The 23,269-nt window shown below is 54.3% G+C and carries 11 protein-coding genes, 1 tRNA gene and 2 pseudogenes; 9 read left to right on the top strand and 5 right to left on the bottom strand.

Features of this window, described 5'->3' with window-relative positions; all coding sequences use genetic code 11:
- The first annotated feature begins 88 nt into the window (after positions 1–88).
- Positions 89–1,332: pseudogene (locus tag INT21_RS16985) on the top strand (ISL3 family transposase).
- A 261-nt stretch (positions 1,333–1,593) separates the two neighbouring features.
- Here the strand turns inward: INT21_RS16985 and INT21_RS16980 are convergent.
- The 3 genes from INT21_RS16980 to INT21_RS16970 form a co-directional block, all read right to left on the bottom strand.
- Positions 1,594–1,670, bottom strand: a tRNA-Arg gene (locus INT21_RS16980).
- 50 nt (positions 1,671–1,720) lie between these two features.
- Positions 1,721–2,668 carry an AEC family transporter gene (locus INT21_RS16975; protein WP_193060299.1) on the bottom strand — a complete coding sequence of 316 codons (948 nt, stop codon included), beginning with the start codon at positions 2,666–2,668 and terminating at the stop codon, positions 1,721–1,723.
- 138 nt (positions 2,669–2,806) lie between these two features.
- Positions 2,807–4,804, bottom strand: a complete 1,998-nt coding sequence (locus INT21_RS16970; protein ID WP_193060300.1) for a sensor domain-containing diguanylate cyclase — start codon at positions 4,802–4,804, stop codon at positions 2,807–2,809.
- 325 nt (positions 4,805–5,129) lie between these two features.
- On the opposite strand from INT21_RS16970, the gene INT21_RS16965 reads away from it, so the two are divergent.
- Genes INT21_RS16965 through rfaH form a run of 7 tightly spaced genes read left to right on the top strand, consistent with a single transcriptional unit; the run spans position 5,130 to position 20,059 of the window.
- Positions 5,130–7,193, top strand: coding sequence for a capsular polysaccharide biosynthesis protein (locus INT21_RS16965; RefSeq protein WP_193060301.1), 2,064 nt, complete (start codon positions 5,130–5,132; stop codon positions 7,191–7,193).
- Position 7,194: 1 nt separating this feature from the next.
- Entirely contained in the window at positions 7,195–8,430 is a 1,236-nt protein-coding gene (locus INT21_RS16960) for a capsule biosynthesis protein (RefSeq protein ID WP_193060302.1), read from the top strand.
- Positions 8,427–9,245 carry an SDR family NAD(P)-dependent oxidoreductase gene (locus INT21_RS16955; RefSeq protein WP_301396012.1) on the top strand — a complete coding sequence of 273 codons (819 nt, stop codon included), beginning with the start codon at positions 8,427–8,429 and terminating at the stop codon, positions 9,243–9,245. The genes INT21_RS16960 and INT21_RS16955 overlap by 4 nt, the downstream gene beginning before the upstream one ends.
- Before the next feature lies 1 nt (position 9,246).
- The gene (locus INT21_RS16950) at positions 9,247–10,887 is read left to right on the top strand and encodes an LTA synthase family protein (RefSeq protein ID WP_193060303.1); all 1,641 of its coding nucleotides are present in this window, start codon (positions 9,247–9,249) and stop codon (positions 10,885–10,887) included.
- Entirely contained in the window at positions 10,884–18,197 is a 7,314-nt protein-coding gene (locus tag INT21_RS16945) for a type I polyketide synthase (protein ID WP_193085511.1), read from the top strand. The genes INT21_RS16950 and INT21_RS16945 overlap by 4 nt, the downstream gene beginning before the upstream one ends.
- Positions 18,194–19,528 (top strand): aminotransferase class I/II-fold pyridoxal phosphate-dependent enzyme, encoded by a 1,335-nt coding sequence (locus INT21_RS16940; protein WP_193067492.1) that lies wholly within the window; start codon positions 18,194–18,196, stop codon positions 19,526–19,528. The genes INT21_RS16945 and INT21_RS16940 overlap by 4 nt, the downstream gene beginning before the upstream one ends.
- Before the next feature lie 3 nt (positions 19,529–19,531).
- Positions 19,532–20,059: a transcription/translation regulatory transformer protein RfaH gene (gene rfaH, locus INT21_RS16935; RefSeq protein ID WP_193067493.1), complete on the top strand. Its 528-nt coding sequence runs from the start codon at positions 19,532–19,534 to the stop codon at positions 20,057–20,059.
- Between the two features lie 13 nt (positions 20,060–20,072).
- On the opposite strand, the gene rnk is transcribed toward rfaH, so the two are convergent.
- On the bottom strand, positions 20,073–20,486 hold the full coding sequence (gene rnk, locus INT21_RS16930) for a nucleoside diphosphate kinase regulator (protein WP_095603255.1): 414 nt from the start codon (positions 20,484–20,486) through the stop codon (positions 20,073–20,075).
- Between the two features lie 128 nt (positions 20,487–20,614).
- A complete protein-coding gene (gdhA, locus tag INT21_RS16925; RefSeq protein ID WP_193067494.1) occupies positions 20,615–21,967 on the bottom strand; it encodes an NADP-specific glutamate dehydrogenase in 1,353 nt (450 codons plus the stop codon).
- Positions 21,968–22,330: 363 nt separating this feature from the next.
- Here gdhA and INT21_RS16920 point away from each other — a divergent pair.
- A pseudogene (locus tag INT21_RS16920) lies at positions 22,331–23,223 on the top strand (IS3 family transposase); the annotation flags it as partial.
- Between the last annotated feature and the right edge of the window lie 46 nt (positions 23,224–23,269).

The raw sequence follows: 23,269 nt of genomic DNA, 5'->3' as shown, positions 1-23,269 counted from the left end.
TCGCCATCTTCGTTTTCAGGTGAGTCTCGTGAATAAGCCGGGCTGAGCTGGGCCAGAATATGGACTCCACAACGGCAATAGGTATGGCATGGACGGCACCCAGATTCTAACTCTCGGCCTGGGCTTAGAAGAGCCCTGGGTCCTCAAGGACCAGCACCTGGATACCTCCGCTTGGATCTCTATGTCGAGGCGGAACGAGGCAGTCTCTATCCCTGTCCGGCGTGCGGTAAGACCTGCCAAGCTCACGACTTTGCCGACAAAACCTGGCGGCATCTGAACTTCTTTCAGCACCACTGTTACCTGCATGCTCGCGTGCCTCGCACGAAGTGTCCGGAACATGGCGTCAAACGCATAGAGGTGCCCTGGGCGCGGCCGGGCAGCGACTTCACCCTGCTGTTTGAGCAAGCGGCCATGTCACTGGTCAAGGAGATGCCGGTGCTGGCCGTCTCCCGGCAGTTGGAGATTTCCGACAAACGCCTATGGCGCATTGTGCATCACTACTTGGGCCGCCTGCTGAGGGAGCTGGATTTGTCCAAGGTGGCGACGGTCGGCGTGGACGAAACCGCGTCCCGGCGCGGTCATCGCTACGTCACGGTGTTCCTCGACATGCAGTGCAAGCAGGCACCGGTGATCTTCGCTGTTCCAGGCTGCGGCAAAGACGCCATCCAAGCTTTTAGCGCCTTCCTGACAGCCCATGGCGGCGATACGGACAATGTGGTCGAGGCGGTCTGCGACATGTCGCCCGCCTTCCTTAGCGGCATCACCGAACACCTTCCCAAGGCCGAGGTAACGGTCGACTGGTTCCACATCGTGCAGACCTTTACCAAGCGGCTGGACGAGGTACGCAAGAAAGAGCGCCGCGAACAGGAACACCCCAAGTCGCTGCGCTGGGCACTGCTGAAGAATCTGGACAACGAGAACCTGACACCCAAACAGCTGGCGGCGCTCCAGGCGTTAGTAGCCGATCAGAGCGCCACGGCCGATGCCTGGATAATCAAGGAAAAGCTACGCTGGATCCAGAAGGCTCCGACGCCCAGAGCGGCTCGGTGGCGCATCACGAACTACCTCAAGGTCATGCAAGCGGCGGTTTCTGAAAAGCCACTACTGAAGCCGATAGGAAAGGCCCTGGCGACACTTGAACGGCACGCGGAAGCAGTGGTCAGGCGCTGGCACTCGGGACTGACGAACGCAAGACTGGAAGGGATGAACGGCCTGTTTCAGGCGGCTCGGTCACGCGCACGTGGCTACCGGAACGAGGCCAACTTCATCGCCATGATCTACCTGATTGGCAGCCCGGTGGGCCGCCTGTTCGATCAGGCTAAATCCACATGAAGTGACGAAGAACCAAATTTTTCTACTATCGCAGAAACTGAACTGTTATCTAACAACTCAATCACTGTCTCACCCGTGGATAACGATGCCATTGCGGGAGCAGCAGACCTCAGCGTAGCTCTCGCCAATAGGCTAATGTGTCGGGATTAGGTAGCTGATATGGTGTTGCAGCAAGCGTTTTTTGTGGGGGCGCCTGTGGGGGCGAAACGAAAAATAAGCTAAATTACCAAGAGGATAACAGCACTAACTATCTGATTTATATGGCGTCCCTGGCAGGAGTCGAACCTGCGACCTGCCGCTTAGGAGGCGGCTGCTCTATCCTACTGAGCTACAGGGACTTATGGGGCGCATAGTATAGCGTGTTGGAGAGTGTCAGCCAACCGCGCAGTTAAATCCATCCTAGCAGGCGCAGCACAAAGATACCGCTGGTGACGGTGACGCTGGCCATTAAGGTGGTTATCGCGATGATATTGGCGGCCAGCGCTACATTGCCGTTAATTGCTTTTACCATGACAAAGCTGGCGGCGGCGGTTGGGCTGGCGAAGAACAGAAATAACAACCCCAACTGCTCTCCAGAGAACCCCACCGTCCACGCTGCCAGCGTGGAAATAAGCGGCAGCACAATCATTTTCATGCTACTGGCGCTTAATGCGATTTGGCTGCCGCTGCGCATGGTGGCGACCGAGAGCGTGGCGCCGACACAGATCAATGCTAGCGGTAACGTTAACGAGGCGAAGTAGTCGCCGGAGGTAATCAGCCAACTGGGCAGTGGAATCGAAAACGCCGTGAAAGGCAGCGCGGCGATCACAGAGATAATCAGTGGATTAGTGACGATATGCTTCGAAAGGCTGCGCCAATTTGTAGATTGCCCAGGTTGGTAGGCTGCCAAAGCCACCACCGAAAGTGCGTTATACATCACAATCACCACGCCAAGCAGCAGGCTACCGGCCGAAAGCCCGTAGTTGCCGTACATTCCCGCTGCCAGTGCTAACCCTACGATGCCGCAGTTACCCCGGAACGCGCCCTGAACATAAATACCGCGGTCGGCCTTAGGCACCCGATAGCTCGCCCATAGCCAACTGATCAGGAACTGCCCGAGTGTCGCGGCGGCAAAAAACAGCAGTAACGGCACATCTAACGCAACGCTTAGATCAGCTTTTATTAAACTCAAAAAAATCAGCGTGGGGAGCGTTGCTTTGAAGACGAGAGCGGACGCTGTGGAAACAAATTCTCTGTCGATCCACTTTAGGCGCTTTAAGCCGATGCCGACGAACACCATGGTAAAAACAGGTAACGTGATATCCAGCGTGCGGGAAAATAGCTCAAGTAGGTTCACGAAAGCACTCTCATTCGAATAAGCAGGCGCTTATATTCTACCGTCATTCGGGGTTTGTCGACTGATGGGAATAAATAAGGGTCTTAATAGAAGATTAACCCGAAGACGCAAAGGCCAAATGCACTTCAAATGCCACCGTTATTCAAATAACGACATTGGGTCTAATGCCTTTGGCAGTTTGACCACCACACTGTCTCGCCCATGCCCTTTGGCTTCGTAGCTGGCGGCATCCGCTCGGGAAAGTGCAACGTTATAGTTAGTGTCGTTCTCATCGAAGCTGGTCACCCCAATACTCAACGTCACGGTGTACTCTTTGCCTTCATGGGAAACCGACACTTCGCTCACCGCTTGGCGTAGCGATTCAGCAATGCGTTCTGCCTGGCCTAAGGTACAGCTCGGCAGCAGCACCCCAAATTCATCGCCACCTTGACGTGCCACGTGGTCGCTGCGACGAACTTCCCACGCGACTACCTGGGCAGTACGGCGCAGCATTTCGTCCCCTAACGCATGTCCACCTTCATCGTTAATCGGCTTGAAGTGATCAAGGTCGAACAATAGCAGCGCTGACGGCGTGCTGGTTTTCCGGAAGTCGGCAAAGGCCTCTTCAAGACGACGCTCAAAACCACGGCGGTTGAGCAGACCAGTTAATGGATCATGCTCGGCTTCCCAACGTTGAAGTGCTTCCTGCTCTCGGCGTTCGGTAATGTCTTTTACCACACCCACCAAGCCAAGCGAGTTACCCCCCTGGGAAAGCATGACCACACGGGCGTGAATCTCAAGCCATAGCATCTCTTTGTCGCTGCGTATAAAGCGCAGTTGACGCACATAGTCATTGCCGGTTTTTAAGCTATGCATCCACATATCTTTCGCGCCGGAACGATCATCTATATGGATTTGCTCAAGCCAGGCTTCCATAGGCATATCAGGTTCAATACCCAAGACATCTAATAACGCGGGGTTCATATAGGTAATGTCGCCGCCAAAGTCAGCCACAAACATTCCTTGGGGCGAGGCATTGAGCACCGAATCCAAAAATGCTTCACGCTCTTGAAGGTGCCCTACTAGCAGCTGACGCTCATTCTCAACACGATTAAAGGTACTGGCTACTTGTTTTAGCTCTTGCATATTGGTCGCAAGATCAACGCCAGAACGGCGCCCAAGCCCTACTTCACCAATCTGTGTTTCCAGCAGATTTAATGGCATTAAAATACGTGCCAGCAACCACCATAAAACAGGCATCATTAAGACCGCAGCGGCGCACCAAATCCACCATAGTTTATGGATAAAACCAGATAGCGGTAATTGAGCTTGCTTTAGAGGAAGGTAAAGCCCTACCACCCAGTTCGCCGACCATACCTGCGCATAGGACTGTAGACCCACTCGGCCATCAAGCAACTTACCAACGCCATCGCCCTGCCAGCCATCGAGCGCTAAGTCCAACAGCGGGATAGTCGTTGCATCAAAGCTATCGTTATTAATGAGCGCCCTATTCGGGTGATATAATACTTGGCCCGTTGCAGTTGAAACTGCGGCATAACCTTCACTACCCAATCGAATGGTTGCTAGGCGTTTGAATAATCCACTGCTATTTAAACTGACGGCCCCGCCAATCATGCCCGCGAACCGCCCGTCGCTGTCTAACCGGGGCACACTGACTAACACCATTGGCATTTCACTAGCCCGACCAACAAACGGCTCGCTCACATAAGGCCTTCGCGTGCCTCTGAGCATTCTAAAGTATTCAAGCTCTGCTGTATCGAGGCCCACACGCCCCGCCACTGCTGGCCAATCAGACACAATTCTGCCGCTGCTATTGCTGACAACGATTGCATCGAACCACGCCAATAGCGCATCGTTTTTGCTCAGCTCATAACCAAGCCATTCAGGGTCATTCGACATTCCAAGGACGTCGCTTAGTCGCTCTAACGCTTGAAAACGGTGGTCGATTTGCTGGGTAACCTCATCCGCAATCAGGTCGGCTTCATAACGCATGTGGGCCATATTCGCTTCTTGCACCATGGTTTTCCCCACCTGCCACGCCATCCCCAATACCAACCCAGCCAGTATCAACAGCGCACACAAAAGCCCCAGCAGCAGCCGGCCTTTTAAAGAGCCAAGGATTGATTTACTCAGCATCGATTCCCTAAACATCGATCTTTTGCAGGCAGCAGCCAGACGCACCAATCACCACCTTCTTATTAACGTTTGCTACCTCTGCGTCCAATGAGCCTGTCCCAATCGCGTTATAAACCGACAACTTACCAAAATAGAGGAAAAAGTGCGCGTTGGTGAAATTCAGCGTGGTTGTACTTTTGATATGTATCATTATGTAACAAAGAACCCTCTTACCGTAAGACCACTTTAGGCTTAATTGATAAGCTAGACCTTTTCACGTATGTTCGCCGCTTTAATTGTTTGCGTTTATATTTCCGCTTGTTTTTGACACTATTTCGGCTCTTTCATGGCAAAACTAATAGCAGGCTATACATCTCCCGGTATTACCAAGATCAACGCGCTTGCTTCTTTTTTGCCTGAATACTCGCATTTTTCACGCATTAGACCACTGAGCTCGAAACCGAATGCGGTGATTGGCTGGGGGCTCAAACCCACAAGTGATGGTGCTCGCCATTATGCCGCTCGTCACCGCCTACCGTATGTCGCTCTTGAGGATGGCTTTCTTCGTTCTTTAGGACTAGGCGTCGAAGGCTATCAGCCTCATAGCATGGTCGTCGATTACACGGGCATCTATTATGACGCCTCTCGACCTAGTGATTTAGAAAACTGGCTCAATCATGCCACGTTTGACACCGAAGAGCTTGCCCAGGCCACGCGCTGCATTGAGCAACTATCGCGTTATCGCTTATCGAAATACAACCACGCGCCTGATTACTCGCTTCCCGTTGCTGGAACTGACAATGTTGGGACTGACACTGTATCTGGGACTAACAATGTATTAGTGGTGGATCAAACGGCAGGCGATGCCTCTATTCACTATGGCGGTGCTAACGCAGACAGTTTTCGGCAAATGTTAGCGTGCGCTTTAAACAACCATCCTGATGCCGATATTTTTATTAAAGTACATCCTGACGTTATCGCAGGCAAAAAGCAGGGGCATCTAGCAGATGCTCACGATCACCCTCGTTGCCATATCATCAGCGATAACATTAACCCCTGGGCACTGTTTGACCGAGTCAAAACCGTTTATGTCGTCACCAGCCAGTTAGGTTTCGAAGCCTTGATGGCCGGTAAGCAAGTGCACTGCTTTGGCCTGCCCTTCTATGCGGGATGGGGATTAACGCACGATCAGCTCAGCTGTACACGTAGAAGAGTCTCTCGGCGTTTGGAAGAGGTATTTGCCGCCGCCTATCTTCGTTACACCCGATATGCCAACCCCTACACAGGCAAGGCCGCGACGCTGGAAGAAACGATTGCTCTGATTGCCGACCAAAAGCGTCAGCAAGAGCGCCTGCGTGGTGAGTGGTTAGCCTGTGGCTTCTCTTCATGGAAGAAGCGCTTCATTGGCCACTTTCTTGGCCCAGCGGCACGCATTGAATATCAAAAAGAGCTGCCAGCCGCTTTCTCAACGGAGGCTGAAAAACCCAACCTACTGGTGTGGTCTAGCCGTATTAACGATGACTTTAAAGCCCGCCACCGCGACCATATAGCGGCACTATGGCGAATGGAGGACGGCTTTATACGCTCCGTGGGCCTGGGGGTAGACCTCACTCAGCCACTCTCTTTGGTCATTGATCGACAGGGCATTTACTACGACCCAAGCCAGCCCAGCGAGCTAGAAACGTTGCTCAATAGCGCTGATTTCAGCGATGACTTATTAGAGCGAGCGGAACGATTGCGCGAACGGTTGGTCGCATTGAAGCTTTCCAAATATAATGTACCGGGCAAAGCAGCCATTGAATTGCCCGCCAACAAACACATTATTTTGGTGCCTGGCCAGGTAGAAAGCGATGCGTCAATTGCCACAGGGTCGCCAGAGATAAGCACTAACAGTGCGCTGTTAAAAGCCGTACGGGACACCAACCCCGATGCTTTTATCGTTTACAAAGCCCACCCTGACGTGATTACCGGTGCCCGTGTCGGAGCACTCGATACCAACGCCAAACGCCTGTATGATCTCGACGCTAGTCATATCGATATCACCATATTGTTAGCACGCGTTGATGCAGTGCATACCATGAGCTCGCTCACTGGTTTTGAAGCGCTACTTCGTCGACGCCAGGTATGCACCTATGGCCTTCCGTTTTATGCCGGCTGGGGGCTAACCCAGGATGCCATGCACTGCCCGCGACGCAACCGGGCGCTGTCGCTGGATGCGCTAGTCGCAGGAACACTGCTTCTATACCCAAGCTACGTCGATCCCGGCTCTCGACAGCTGTGTAATGCTGAAACGGTAGTCAGCCTGTTGGAGCAGGCTAAATTAGAACAAGTTAAGTCTCAAAAACATATGCTTACATGGAAGCAGCGGCTATATCGCTGCTATCGTAACTTATTCATTGGAAGTCATTAAGTTGAAGCAAAAGCGTGCATTCTTATTTCTCCAAGGCGTCTGCTCGCCCTTTTACCAGCGTCTCGCCCGTCGGCTAACCGACGATGGCCATCGCGTGGTAAAGGTTAACTTCAACGCTGGCGATATCGTCTACTGGCAGCGCACCCATAGCCAGAACCATTTGTTTCGCGGCCCGCTAAGCGAGCTACCGGCTTATATCCAGTCGTTGTGGCAACGTTACGACATTACCGATCAGGTGCTGTTTGGTGACCGGCGTCCGATTCACCGCCCCGCGGTTGACTTAGCATCCGCGGCTGGCATTCGTACCCACGTCTTTGAAGAAGGCTACTTTCGCCCTTTCTGGGTCACCCTTGAACGCGAGGGTGTTAATGGTCACTCGCTGCTGCCCAGAGACCCCAAGTGGTTTTTTGAAACTGGCAAAGCGCTGCCCAAACTCCCTGCACCGGTTCGCTTTCGTTCGTCTTTTAAAATCCGTGCCGCTCACGACATGTGCTATCACCTGGCGGGGTTAGCGAATCCTCTGGTGGCTCCCCACTATCGTAACCATGCGCCGATCACTGCGCCGGTGGAGTATGCGGGCTACGCCAAACGCTTTACCTTACTTAAGTACTGGAAAAAGCGTGATGCTGCGCGGATTAAAAACCTTATCGAAGGCGGAAAGCCTTATTTTATGCTGCCGCTGCAGCTCAACACCGATGCGCAGATTCGCGACCACTCACCTTATGCCAATATGGAAGAGGTGATGGATCACGTGATGGGATCCTTTGCGCTAAACGCCCCTAGTGATGCGCTGCTGTGTATAAAAAACCACCCGCTGGATATGGGGCTGGTTAATTACCCGAACATCATTAAAAGGCTGGAAGATTTTTACGGCCTACATGGGCGCATCATTTACCTGGAATCAGGCAATCTCAACCCATTGCTTAAACACGCCACGGGCACCGTCACAGTAAACAGCACGGTCGGCATTGTTTCCCTTGAAAAACAGTGTCCTACCTTTGCGCTCAGCGACCCCATCTACAATTTAGCGGGCCTCACCTACGAAGGCTCTCTAGACGAGTTTTGGCACCAACCGCCGCTGCCCAGCCAAGCGCTCTTTGGCTATTTTCGCAACACGGTGATGTACACGACGCAAATTAATGGTGGTTTTTACTGCCAACCCAGTATCGATTTAGCGGTGAACAATGCAGCGCGTATACTAGAAGCCTGCCCTTCACCACTGGAGACGTTGCTGTGAGCGTTGGTGTGAACGTTGATGTAACGACCTCTTACCCTTCTAATGCACCCCGCTGCGTGCTGATTACCGGTGCCACCGGTGCAATAGGCGGGGCGCTAGCCCGTGCTTATGCAGCCCCTGCTACGCACTTGGTGCTACACGGCCGCAACCAGCAGACGCTTGAAGGGTTGGCGATGGCGTGTCGAGAAAAAGGCGCACAGGTGTCGCTATCATCAGCCAGCTTAACCGACCAAAGCGAACTCAACGACTGGCTTGATGCGCTATGTGCCGAGCACGTTCCAGATATTGTGATTGCCAATGCGGGCATCAATACTCATCCAAGCGCAAGCACGCTAGAACCGTGGGACGAGGTTCAAGCGCTACTCGATGTCAACTTGAAAGCTCCCATTGCAATGGCCCAGCGACTGGTTCCCGCCATGCAAGCACGCGGCAGCGGTCAATTGGTGTTTATTAGCTCGTTGGCAGGCTGGCACGGCCTACCGACAACGCCAAGCTACAGCGCCAGCAAAGCGGGCATCAAAGCCTACGGAGAAGGCCTAAGAGGCTTACTCGAACCCCATGGCATTGGTGTGACCGTGGTAATGCCTGGCTACGTCACTTCCGCCATGTGCAATGCCATGCCTGGCCCCAAGCCTTGGGAATGGCCGCCGGAGCGGGCTGCCAACGCCATACAACGTGGCATCACCGCTAACCGCGCTCGTATCAGTTTTCCCTTCCCGCTGAATTTCGGTACTTGGTGGCTGGCCGTGCTACCGGCGGGCATTTCTCAATGGCTCATCAAACGCCTTGGCTTTAATCATACCGGGGGCGCGTAGCGTGGCGTTCTTTCTATCATCCACATTTATTAGCCCACTGTTAGTAGGCTTGTTAGGTAGTGTGCTGTTCGAGGCACTGCTGAGCCCTCGCCCACAACCGTTTTGGAAACGCGGCATAGCCGCAAACACGCTGCACCTTGGTAGCTGGTTACTGTTGTTTGGCGCCTTTATGCTGCTTCTGCAACGCCCTTGGTTTGCTGTTGTTTTCATCTTATCGCTGCAACTCGTGGTCGTGCAGTCCAGCAATACTAAATCACGCACGTTGAACGAACCCTTTATTTGCCATGATTTTGAATACTTCTGGGATGCTATTTTGCACCCGCGTCTGTATGTGCCTTTTTTCGGCATTGGTCTCGCCATTGCTGCCAGCAGCGCCGGTGCGGTTGCGATTGGTAGCTTTTTGGTTTTTGAACCATCGCTAATTCGCCAATGGGGCGGCACTGCGTTTCTAGTGAATAGCCTAATGCTGATAGCAATCGGTGCGCTGCTCGTTTGGCTGGGGTGGCGAAAACTGCCGCCTATCACACTGACCCCTAACATTGACCTAGATCGACTGGGACTATTTTCAAGCCTGTGGGCATACGGCATTGCCCTGATGCGCTCACAACCGCCCACACCCGAGACATCGCCCTTTCAGCCACTTGCTCAACATCGGTCACTTGATCAACATAGCCTTGAGCTAGACGCCGATGCGGCAAAGCCAAACGTTGTGCTGGTACAAAGTGAATCGTTTTTTGATCCTCGCCCCTGGTGTAGCGAGATTGCCGCTGACTTACTGCCGAATTATGACGCTACCTGCCAGGAAGCTGTCGTGCAGGGAGCGCTGAATGTGCCCGCATGGGGCGCAAACACTGTGCGCACCGAATGCGCCGTTTTAACTGGCATAGCGCCTGACACCTGGGGACCGCGCCAGTTTAATCCTTACCGTACGCTGTCGCGCCACACACTGCCCAGCATTGCCAGTGCATTCAAAGCCCAAGGCTATCGAACTGTTTGTGTTCACCCTTACCCGGCTACCTTCTACATGCGTGACAGCGTTATTCCCAAACTAGGGTTTGAGACGTTTATCGACATTCGCGCATTCGAAAGCCAGGATAAGCATGGCCAGTACATTGGTGACCAAGCCGTTGCACGAAAAGTTGGACGCCTGCTTGAAGATAACGATAATAGGCCTCTCTTTGTGTTTGTGATTACCATGGAGAATCACGGCCCTTTACACTTAGAAGCACCGGAAAAGGCTAGGGTAGCGTCAACATTGCCTACTGCACCGTGGCCGCTACCGCATCATTTACGGGATTTAGCTGTTTACCTGCACCATTTGGGTGAATCAGATAAAATGCTCGGAAGCGTTAAAGCAGCGCTAAACTCTGCTATAAGACCAGGGCTGCTGGGCTGGTACGGTGACCACGTACCCATACTGCCTGCCGCATATAGGCACTATTCGCCTCCTGCTAGCAGCACCCCGTACATGATATGGTCAACGGTAGTAGATCGTAATTTGCATGATAAGACGCCCATTGAGCGCGCGTCGTGCACGCTGGAAGCAAACGAACTTGGCGTCTACCTATTTAAACGAGCGTTTGGACGCGATATAAGTAGCGATGTGATCAAGGCAGAACCAGAACCTCAGGAGCAAGAATGACTAAACGCGTTGCCATTATCGGCGCCGCCCATCGTTTCCCCGGCACCACACCTGAAACGTTCTGGCAGGACCTGCAAGCCGAAAAAGACCTCGTCACCCAAGTGGCCCCCGGCCGCTGGAGCCTCGATGCTTTCCAGCATCCGGACAAACGCCATCCCGGCACCAGCGTCACCTTTGCCGCGGGTAGCCTAGGCGATATAAGCGGATTCGACGCAGAGTTTTTCGGTATTTCGCCCCGTGAAGCGGCGAACATGGACCCGCAACAGCGCATGCTGTTGGAGCTTAGCTGGGAAGCCATGGAAAGCGCGGGCATCGTGCCCAGCACCCTGCGCGGTAGCCAGTGCGGCGTTTTCCTTGGCATCGCCAGCCTTGATTACTCCTATCGCCTTGCCGATGACATGGCGGCGATTGATGCCTCGACCGCGACCGGTAATACCTCAAGTATCGCCTCTAACCGGCTTTCTTACGTCTTTGATCTACATGGCCCCAGCATGTCGCTGGATACCGCCTGTTCCTCTTCCATGGTGGCCTTCCACCAGGCATGCCAATCGATTCGCAGCGGCGAAACCAATATGGCGCTAGCAGGTGGCATCAGTCTGCACCTGCACCCCTATGGTTTTATTATTTTTTCTAAGGCCAGCATGCTCTCGCCCACTGGCCGCTGCCAAGTCTTCGATGAAGCCGGTAATGGTTACGTGCGCTCCGAGGGTGCCGGGCTGTTTTTGCTAAAAGATTATGATCAAGCCGTGGCCGACGGCGATAATATCCTGGCCGTGGTAGCAGGCTCAGCGGTTAACACTGACGGCCACAAATCTGGCCTTACGGTGCCCAACCCCAGCGCCCAAATTGAATTAATGCGCCGCGCCTACGAACAGGCTGGCATTTCGCCGGACGAGATCGACTACCTTGAAGCTCACGGCACCGGCACCGCCGTTGGCGACCCCATTGAAACCCGGGCTATCGGCGAAGCACTCGGCAAGCATCGTAAAACACCACTTCTGATTGGCTCAGTGAAAAGTAATCTCGGCCATTTAGAAACGGCATCTGGCGTTGCCGGGCTTGCTAAAGCGCTGTACAGCCTGCAGCACCGTGAAGTGCCCGCCACCATTGGTATACGCAATCTTAATCCACGCATCAAATTTGATGAGTGGAACATTAGCGTGGTCACCAAAGCTCAAGCGCTCAAAAAACAGGGCCGCTTGGTCATTGGCGTCAACTCCTTTGGTTTTGGTGGCGCCAATGCTCACGTCATACTGGAAAGTGCCCCCGAAAAAGCACCAGCACCTCGCCAAGTGCCCGATGCTGCGCTACCCGTTCGTATTAGCGCACGAAGCCAGGAAGCACTGGCGGCTAATGCCCGTGCCCTAGCTAATTTCCTACGCGAAAGCGACCATGCTTTCTATGATACCGCCCACACGCTGAACAGCCACCGCGAACAACACACGTTTGGCGCGCTCTGTTTCGCCCAAACAGCTGAGGCCGCCGCCAGCGCGCTCAGCCAGTTTGCTGAAGGTGAAACCAACAGCGTTGTGACACTGGAGCGCTTAGCTAACGCCCGAGGCCCAGTGTTTGTTTACGACGGGAACGGCTGCCAATGGGAAACCATGGGTCACGACCTGCTAGACAGCGAACCCGTGTTTAGCGACGCCATTGATCGTGTAGATACCCTGTTCCAGAAGCATGGTGATTTTTCACTGCGTGACGAGCTTGCGGGCCGTAACCAGGAAGAGTCCAGCGAAGGGCGCTTTGAGCGCACCGAAATCGCCCAACCCGCCCTGTTTGCACTGCAGGTCGCGTTAACCGAATGGCTTAAATCCAAGGGTATCGTGCCCACCGCCGTATTCGGCCACAGCGTTGGCGAAGTTGCTGCCGCCTGGGCATCCGGCGCATTAACGTTAGAAGACGCCGTTAAAGTTATTTATTACCGCAGTTTCTACCAGGGCAAAACCCGTGGTCTTGGGGAAATGACGGCTGTCGCTATCAGCGCGGAAGAGATCGCTCCCTGGCTTGAAAAACCCGAATTTAGCAACATTAGCCTGGCAGGCATTAACAGCCCCAAAGGCATTACGTTAGCAGGTGATCGTGACCAGCTAAGCGCCATTGAAGCAGCCCTTAGCGAACAGAGCACCTTCGCAAAGCGCCTGCCACTGGACTACGCCTTCCACAGCCCCGCCATGGACAGCATCAAAGCAGGCGTCGTGGAAGCCTTGGCTGACATTCGTCCAGGCGCCACGCAGATTCCTTATGTGTCCACCGTGACCGGCACCATCAGTGAAGGCACACAGCTGGATGCCCATTACTGGTGGCTCAATATTCGTGAGCCCGTCCTATTTGACAACGCCGCTACGGTGCTTATTGAGCAGGGTTACAATGTCTTTGTGGAAGTCGGCGCGCACCCCATCCTGCGCCGCTATATGAACGACTCCTTACGCCAGCAAGAGCGTAGCGGATTAGTGCTAGGCACCATTGAACGGCATAAGTCAGGCGCAGATGGTTTAACCCGCTGCCTCGGCCAATTGTTGCTAAGCGGGTTAAGCCTCGATAGCCACCACTTCTTCCCTGTAGAAGGCCAGCGCGTCCTGCTGCCACACTACGCCTGGCAACGCACCCAACTTTGGGTGCAAGGCACCAACGATGGCCAAGGGTTGCTTTCCCGCTATTATCAGCACCCATTACTTGGCTACCCATTGGCGCAGCAGGATCACACCTGGGAAAGCCAGCTGGATACCAAGCGCCAGCCATGGCTGGCCGACCACGTCGTTGGCGAAGGTGCAGTCTTCCCGGGTGCGGGGTTTGTGGAGCTTACGCTAGCAGCGGCCCTGCAGCAGAAAGACACACCGATTTTAGACATTGAAGAGCTGGAGATTCGCGCTCCCTTACTGTTGGATGGGCCCAATGGGCGCACCATGCGCTTGACGCTGGATCCAGACGACGGCCGCTTAGCCATCCACTCCCGCGAGCCAGCCACCGGTAGCGAATGGCAGCTAAATGCCGTTGCTCGCCGCATGCGCGAAAGCCGCGGCTTCTTGCTCAACCGAAAAGCACCAAGCCTGCCAAGCCGCGCGCCAGACTATACCCTGGCCGAGCACTTGCAGATGGCCGAACGTATCGGACTGCATTACGGGCCTGCGTTCCAAGCCATTAGCCGTGGCTGGATTGAAGGCGACAGCGTCATTGGTGAAATTACCCTATCCGATAGTGTCCAGTCGCAGCTCGATACGCTGCACGTTCATCCGGGCATTTTGGATAGTGCTTTTCAGATGTTTATTCCGCTGCTAGCTCAACACAACGAGTTTGCAGCCCAGCTAGCCTTTGTGCCAGTTCGTGTTGGGCGCATCCAGGTGAACGCTGAAGCCGGTGCCCCGGTGCTGGCGCGAGCAGTAATGGGTAAACGCGCGCCCCACTCCTTCACCGCCGACTTCGAACTGTATGACGCCGCCGGTAACGCCGTGGCCGTGCTTAGTGAAACCCGCTTCAAGGCGATTCGCTTAAACCGCGCTCATCACCAGCATTTTAGCTACCTGGATGTTGAGTTAACGCCTGCTCCGCTAAACGCGGCGACGCTTTCGCTGCCAGGCAGTGCACTCGCCCGGCTGGCTGGGCTAAGCGATGCGTTTACCGCCAGTACTGGTCAACGCTATGCCCAAGAAGTATCACCGCTGCTCGATAGCCTTAGCGAAGCCTTTACTGGTGTTAATGTTAACGTCGGCGAAGATCAGCTCGCACCGGAAACCATTTGGCAGTTACTGGTACAGGATTACCCCGACTATTTTGCGCCGATTCATATGGTGGGTCGCTTAGGGCTACACCGTGAGCAATTGTCCAGCGGCAACGACACCCTTGAAAGCCTAGGCATTACCACTGAGCACCTAGCAGGCATTAATCGCGTCCTTATCGGCGAAAACGGCTGGCAAGTGTTAGCCGCCGAGCTTGGCGCATTAATGGAAGCCACGCTAGCCACGCTGCCCACCGGTCAGCGGCTGCAGTTGTTAGAAGCAGGTCCCTGTACTCCCGCTCTGGGCCAGCGACTGCTCGAACAGCTAGCGAATACGACTATCTCTAAAGATGCGCACCACTACCGCGCCATTACCACCAGCAACACGGCTCGCCATCAGGCGGAACAGCTTCAAGAACGTTTCCCGCTGATGGATATTCAGCCACTGGAAGATTCACTGCCAGCGCTTAGCCCTGCAGAGAAAGCCCAGCTGGCGTTTATCAGCGTGGACGTGACCCAGCCTGAACGCACCCGCCAGTTGATTGAAGCGCTGCCAGGCCAGCTTGCGCCAGGCGCTCAGGTAATGGTGATTGGTGTCCACCCGAGCCGTTGGCTTGATGACTTACTGGCGACACCCGGCATCGACCAAACCGCCCTGGAACAAGACAACCTAGTCGAGTGGTTAGCGCAACAAGGCCTCAGCGTTTCGCCGCCGGTTGAGCTGGAAGAGAATGGTGCTTACCTACTGCATGGCCAATACGCAGCAAGCAATGACTCGCTGACGCAAACGGCAGCAGAGGCCTACCATTTGCTTGTCTCTGACGCGGAGCACGAAGCACTTGCTGCCCAGCTTGCAGAGCGGTTAGGCACCGCCAACACATGGCTAACCGTCAGCGACGCAACCCCGCAAGCACTGTTAAATACAGCGCTAGGTGAACGCGAAGACGTACCTGCCGCACTCAATGTGATTGATCTGCGTGGGCTTAAGGGCTGTACAACCGCCGCTCAAACCCAACGCTGCTACATGGCACAGCAGTGGTCACTGGCATTAGAAGCAAGCGGGCTGGAAAGCCAAGGCAGCCGTGTCACGCTTTGGCTACCGACCCAGTCTGCCAGTACAGGCGATGACGCCGCGCTATGGGGCTTTGGTCGTTCGCTCGCCAATGAAGCGGTTGGCCATAGCGTCACGCTGATCGATCTACCAAATGTTCCCAGCGATGCGACGTTAAACGCCTTTGCAGCGTCGCTTGCTACGCCAGATAGCGAAAACGAGCTGGTAATAACGGTTGAAGGCGAGCGGTTTGCTACCCGCCTTCGTACCCTGCCCGCTCCTCACCCGGTCAAACAGGCAAGTACTGCACCTCATCAGGCAATGACGCTGGGCTTTGCCCTACCAGGGCAACTGCGTCAGCTGCAGTGGCGGCCACGCCCACTGCCTGAACTTGGCGCGGATGACGTTGAAATTCGCGTCAAAGCGACCGGTCTCAACTTCCGCGATGTCATGTACACCCTTGGCTTACTGTCTGATGAAGCGATTGAAAATGGCTTCGCTGGCCCGACTCTAGGGCTTGAGTTCTCGGGTGAGATTATCGCGGTGGGTGCCAATGTTCAGCACGTTGCGCCCGGTCAGGCGGTCGTGGGCTTTGGACCCGCCAGCTTCAGCGACCGACTCATTGCTAGCCAACACGCCGTCGCGCCCCTGCCGGAAGGCGTCAGCTATGCTGCTGCCGCGACGATACCGACCACGTTCTTCACCGTGTACTACGCGCTAAAACATCTAGCGCGCCTGGAGCCCGGTGAGAAAGTACTGATTCATGGTGCCGCTGGCGGTGTGGGTATTGCCGCGCTGCAAATTGCCCAGTGGCTGGGCGCCGATATCTACGCCACCGTTGGCTCTGAAGAGAAGCGCGACTTCCTGCGCCTTATGGGTGAAGAGCGTATTTACGACTCCCGCTCGCTGACATTTGCCGAAGAGATCCTAGAGGACACGCAAGGCGAAGGCTTGGATGTCGTACTGAACTCATTGGCAGGCGAAGCGATTAACCAAAACCTCCGCGCATTGCGCCCGTTTGGCCGCTTCCTAGAATTAGGTAAACGGGATTTCTATGAAAATACTCATATTGGCCTACGCCCGTTCCGCAACAACTTAATCTACTTCGGCATCGACTCTGACCAGTTGATGAAAGTGCAGCCTGCCCTCACCCAGCGCCTGTTCGGTGAAATGATGGCGCTATTTAACGATGGCACACTCAGCCCGCTGCCGTTCACGGCGTTCAGTCACAACCAAGTGATTGATGCCTTCCGTTATATGCAGCAAGCACGCCAGATCGGCAAAGTGGTAGTCACCTACGAACAGCCTATTGCTCCACCGCGTAACGAGCTATTAGGCACCGGCGCGATGACACTCGCAGCCGACGCCAGCTATCTAGTGACCGGTGGCTTAGGTGGCTTTGGCCTAAAAACGGCTCAATGGTTAGTCAGCAAAGGCGCACGTCAGCTTATCCTGCTAAGCCGCAGCGGTCCCGCTAGCGAAGAAGCCCAAGCTGCTATCGCGACCTTTGAAGCCCAAGGCGTGAAAGTACTGGCTGCGGCCTGTGATATTACCGATTACGACGCGCTAGCAAGCATTATGGCGCGCGTGCAACGCGAACTTAGCCCGCTGCGTGGCATCGTGCATGCCGCCACAGTGATCGACGACGGCTTGATTCGCAACTTAGATGTCGAGCGTATTCAAAAGGTGCTGGCCCCTAAAATTGACGGCGCCCGTCACCTGGATGCTCTCACCCAGGGCATCTCACTCGACTTCTTTGTGCTCTACTCCTCGGCGACGACGCTATTTGGTAACCCAGGGCAGGCCAATTACGTTGCCGCTAACCACTGGCTAGAAGCTTTTGCTGCCCGCCGCCGTGCCGCTGGCCTAGCGGCTACCTGCGTACGCTGGGGGGCGATTGAAGATGTCGGCTTCCTGGCACGCAACACGCGCACCCGGGATGCGCTGCAAGAGCGCTTAGGCGGTTCTGCACTTCGCTCGGATGACGCCCTCAACGTGCTTGAGCAAATGCTGCTGACCCCAGGGCCAAGCCTTGGTGTTCTTGAACTTGAATGGGGCGCACTGGCACGCTTCTTACCCACCGCCCAGGCACCACGGTTTAACGAAATTGCCCGCACCAGCGATGATGATGGCAGCGTTGACCACGATGACGATATCAGTGCGCTACTGGCCGACCTCTCGCCAGAAGAGCTGCATAGCACCATTACCGACCTACTGCGCGCAGAACTAGCCAGTATCCTGCTGATTGATGAAGAGAAAATCGACATCAACCGTTCGGTATACGATATGGGGTTTGATTCGCTCATGGGCGTTGAATTGATGACCGCCATCGAGAACCGCCTGAACGTGCAAGTACCGGTGATGGTGTTGAGTGAAGCGTCAACGCTGAACAAACTGGCAGGTGTGCTGATTCAAAAATTACATCAGCATGACAATGATGTTGAAGAAGCGCCACAAGATGCGTTAGCCTCTCTGGCCGCTCGCCACGGGGCGGACGGGCTCAACAATGAGTCGGCTTCAACATCTACCACCGAGACACCATGACCGTAAAGCGCTCTGAACTGAAACGACAGCTGCTGGAACAGGCACGCAAGCGCCCAACGCCCCGTGCCACCAGCACCCAAGCCACTGCTATCTCAGGCGCCGAGGCAACTCGGACTGTTCCCGAGCGCTTTACACGATTTGATGCCCACCCGGGTTATCAGCAGCTAGTCATGATGCGCCAGGGCGCTAAACAGCTCGGGCTTATAGACCCGTTCTTTAAAGTCCATGACGGCCTCGCCGGTGCTACCAGCGTGATTGATGGACATGAGTGCATTAATTTTGCCAGCTACAACTACCTGGGTTACTCCGGTGACCCACGGGTTGTTCAAGCGGCATCCGACGCAGCGGCTCACTACGGCACCTCCGTCTCTGCCAGTCGCGTCGTCTCGGGTGAACGACCTATTCACGGCGAACTAGAGCAAGCGATCGCCAACATCTATGGTGTTGAAGACGCGGTTGTTTTTGTCAGCGGTCACGCAACCAATGTGTCTACCCTTGGCTATCTATTGGGCCCGAAAGACCTTGTGCTTCACGACGAGTACATCCACAACAGCTCATTGGTCGGCGCGCAGCTGTCAGGCGCAAAGCGCATGTCCTTTAGTCATAACGACCCTGCCGCACTCGACGCGCTGTTAAGTCGTCATCGCCATCAATTTGAACGCGTTCTTGTGGTCATTGAAGGGCTTTACAGCATGGATGGCGACATCCCCGACCTACCCCGCTTTATTGAACTAAAGCAACGCCATCGGGCGTGGCTGATGGTCGATGAAGCGCATTCGTTTGGCGTCATGGGCGACACTGGCCTAGGCTTAAGAGAGCACTTTGCGATTGACCCAATCGATGTCGATATCTGGATGGGTACGATGAGCAAAACGCTATCAGGCTGCGGGGGCTATATCGCAGGCAATAAAGCGCTGGTCGAAACACTGCGCTACTTTGCACCCGGTTTTCTTTACAGCGTCGGCATGCCCGCCCAAGTGGCCGCGCCTTCACTTAAAGTACTGGAATTGATGCCCCAGGAAACCGAGCGCGTTACCCAGCTACAGGCTATTTCGCACTACTTCCTGGAGCAGGCGCAAGCTAGGGGAATGGACACCGGTCATAGCATTGGCTCTGCCGTCGTACCCGTTATTGTGGGTAGCTCGCCGCTCGCGGCACACCTCTCCCATGCGCTGCTTGCGCAGCACATTAACGTGCAGCCTATTCTGTATCCTGCGGTTCCCGAGAAAAGCGCGCGGCTGCGTTTTTTCCTTTCCTGTGAACACACCAAAGACCATATTGACCAAACGCTGGATGCACTCGCGCTACTGCTCGCCAATGCCAAAGGGTGATTTATGGATGAATTCGAAACCCAATCAGAGTGGATTAAACCCTGCTGGTATGTAATTCAATGCAAAGGTGGCGAGTCATTTCGCGCCGCTGAACACCTCACCAATCAAGGGTACGAGGTGTTCCACCCAGTGCTGAACGCTAAACGTAAGCGCCAAGGCAAGCTTACGCTGGTGAACGAGCCACTTTTCCCCTATTACCTGTTTATCCGGCTGGATCAAACCGTCAGCAACTGGCGGCCCATTCGCTCCACCCGCGGGGTACTGCGCCTACTCACCTTTGGCAACACGCCCATTGCCGTGCCAGATGCACTAGTAGACACCCTACGCGCACAGCCGCATCACCAGGAAGGCAGCCACAGCTACTTCTGCGCAGGGGAAACCGTGACGATCACCGACGGCCCCTTCAAAGATTTAGAAGCCGTCTTCAAACGGTGTAAAGGCGAAGAGCGCGCTATCGTGCTGCTTAACGTGCTACAACGCCCACAGGATGTTGAGATCTCTGTCGACAACTTACAGAAGCGCGAGGGGTGATACTCCCCTCTCTTTATCGATGAAACTGCTTCTCTCGCTCGGGCTGCCAGAAAATCGCATCGATACGTAGGCGTACTTCGGTGTTGTTGGGTAGCGGCCACTCAATAACATCGCCCACTCGTAAGCCAATTAACGCCGCGCCAATTGGCGCCATCACCGAAATTCCATCCTCAACGCTTTCAAGTGCATGAGGATACACTAACGTTCGAATCATCTGACGTTCGCGGGTCAGGTCAGTAAAGCGTATCTGGCTGTTCATGCTAACCACATCTTCAGGGATATCCTGAGGGTCAAGTACCTCTCCGCGCTCCAACTCTTCTTCCAGTAGCTCCGCTACCATCATGTCTTTTTCAGATGCATTATCAATCAGGCGCTGAAGTCGTTCAGCATCAAGTCGATTAATGATAATAGAAGGACGCTGCCCCATCTCTACTCTCCTTGGAAAGCAATCAATAGTGATGTTAGTGAGCATAAAACGCACCAACGAAAACAGCCCTTCCCCAGAGGGAAAGGACTGTGTCACGACAGTGTATGTGGTTTAGCTAATAAAAGCGATTAGATAACGCCCTGCTCAATCATCGCATCGGCCACTTTGCGGAAGCCCGCAATATTGGCACCCAATACAAGATTGTCAGGTTCACCAAACTCACTTGCCGTATCCGCACACTGACGATGAATATCCGCCATAATCTGTTTAAGCTTCTGGTCAACTTTCTCTAACGGCCACTGCTCCATACTACTGTTCTGGGCCATCTCCAACTGACTCGTCGCCACGCCACCTGCATTCGCTGCTTTTCCGGGCCCATAGGCAATTTTAGCCTCTAAAAAGACATCTACCGCCTCTTTGGTGGAAGGCATATTAGCGCCCTCGCTCACGCAGGTAACGCCATTCGCCAACAGTGTTTTGGCATCGGCTTCGGTCAGCTCATTTTGCGTCGCGCAAGGGAATGCCGCCTCGCCTTCAATACGCCAAACCGCGTGGCCGTCCTGCGGGTAATCCCGAGCCGAAATATACTGAGCTTCCGGGTGCTCATGCAGGTAGCTTTCCAACGATACACGCTGGACTTCTTTTAACTGTTTTAGCAGGCCTAAATCGATACCGCTAGGGTCGTGAATAGTCCCCTTGGAATCACTACAGGTAACGGGCTTGGCACCCAGCTCATAGAGCTTCTCGATCGTATAAATCGCCACATTACCCGCACCAGATACCAAGCAGGTTTTACCACGCAAGGCTTCGCCTTTCGCTGCCAGCATGTTCTCGGCAAAATAAACCGCACCGTAGCCAGTCGCCTCTTTGCGACCGAGGGAACCACCCCAGTTTAGGCCTTTCCCAGTCAGCACGCCCTCGTAACGGCCCGTTAAACGCTTATATTGACCAAATAGATAACCAATTTCTCGTCCACCAACGCCAATGTCCCCAGCGGGCACATCGGTATGCGGCCCAATATGACGATAAAGCTCCGACATAAACGCCTGACAGAAGCGCATGATTTCGTTGTCAGACTTCCCTTTTGGGTCAAAGTCAGCGCCACCCTTACCACCGCCAATCGGCAACCCCGTTAACGCGTTTTTGAAGATTTGCTCAAACCCTAAAAATTTAATGGTGCCCGACGTCACGCTGGGGTGAAAACGCAAACCGCCTTTATAAGGGCCAAGCGCCGAATTAAATTGCACGCGATAGCCTTTGTTGACTTGTACACGACCAGCATCATCCACCCAGCTCACCCGGAACATGACCTGACGCTCCGGCTCAACAATGCGCTCAATAATACTGTGCTGATGGTAATGCGGCGCACGTTCGAACAATGGGCGAAGACATTCAAGCACTTCCTCAGTGGCTTGATAAAACTCAGTTTGTGCAGGGCTACTTTTCGCTAAACGTGTCAGCGTATCGTGAACATAAGGCATATACAGTCACCCTTTTATAGTTAAAAACGTCGATTTGCTGGCCAGAGCGATGACGTATTTAACTGCGGACACGAATATATGCATACCCTATGCAGGTTCGGTATAGGCCAGAAACACATCAAAAATAGACTAAAGTGCTAGCTTTTCCGCCCCGTTTTAGTGCAATTAATAAATACTAATAAACGAAAAATAAACGACAGCGTCAGTTTAGAACTCAGTTCAATAAGTGTTTAAACACAGTTGATGTCACCTATCCATTTTTTAACCCCTAATACTCCAACGGTGCTTTTTTAGTATCGACGTCACCCCCAGATTGAGTAGCGCTACACTTTAGAGTCCGATCCTATGCTAAGGAGATTGGACATGAAGAAGCGTTTCAGCGAAGAACAGATCATTGGCTTCTTGGGCGAAGCGGAGGCGGGACTCCCCATCAAGGAGCTATGTCGTCGGCACGGTTTCTCGGAAGCAAGTTATTACCTTTGGCGCAGCAGGTTTGGCGGCATGAGCGTCCCCGATGCCAAGCGACTGAAAGAGCTTGAAGCCGAAAATGGACGCCTGAAAAAGCTGCTCGCGGAGTCGCTATTGGAGATGGAGGTCACTCGCGAGGCGCTGAGAAAAAAGTGGTGAGCGCCCCGGCACGTCGAGACGTGGTGCGTTTTATGGTGTCACGTGGCCTGAGTGAGCGCCGAGCGCTCCGTGTCATGCGTATGAGTGCCAGTGCATTGCGCTACCAACCGGCTCCTGACCGCAATGAGACATTACGTGAACGCATTGTTGCCTTGGCACACCGACATCGTCGTTACGGCGCGGGCATGATCTACCTGAAGCTGCGTCAAGCCGGTTAACAGGTCAATCACAAGCGCGTCGAACGCCTCTACGCGGCGGCTCGGTTGCAGGTAAAGCGACGCAAGCGTAAGAAGATTCCCCTGTCTGAACGCAAGCCCCTGGGCCGCCCTGGTGCTGCCAATCAGGTCTGGTCAATGGATTTTGTGTTTGACCGCACGGCGGAAGGGAGAGTGATCAAGAACCTCACTATTGTCGACGACGCTACCCATGAAGCCGTGGCTATCGTGCCTGACCGTGCCATTGACGGGCTGTCGTTAACACGGATTCTGGATCATCTAGCGCTACAACGTGGGCTTCCAAGTGCCCTTCGTACGGATAATGGGAAGGAGTTCTGCGGACGCGCCATGCTGACGTGGGCTCATCAACGTGGTGTTACCCTTTTTTTAATCGAACCTGGAAAGCCCAATCAAAAGTAAGCGCCATTAAACCGACCCACTTGCCCTAACCGTATTGAGC

This window comes from Halomonas sp. 3F2F (assembly GCF_014897805.1).
In the GTDB taxonomy this organism is placed as follows: Bacteria; Pseudomonadota; Gammaproteobacteria; order Pseudomonadales; family Halomonadaceae; genus Vreelandella.
Note: the sequence above shows the minus strand (reverse complement) of the source record. Positions and strands in the feature narration are given on the sequence as shown.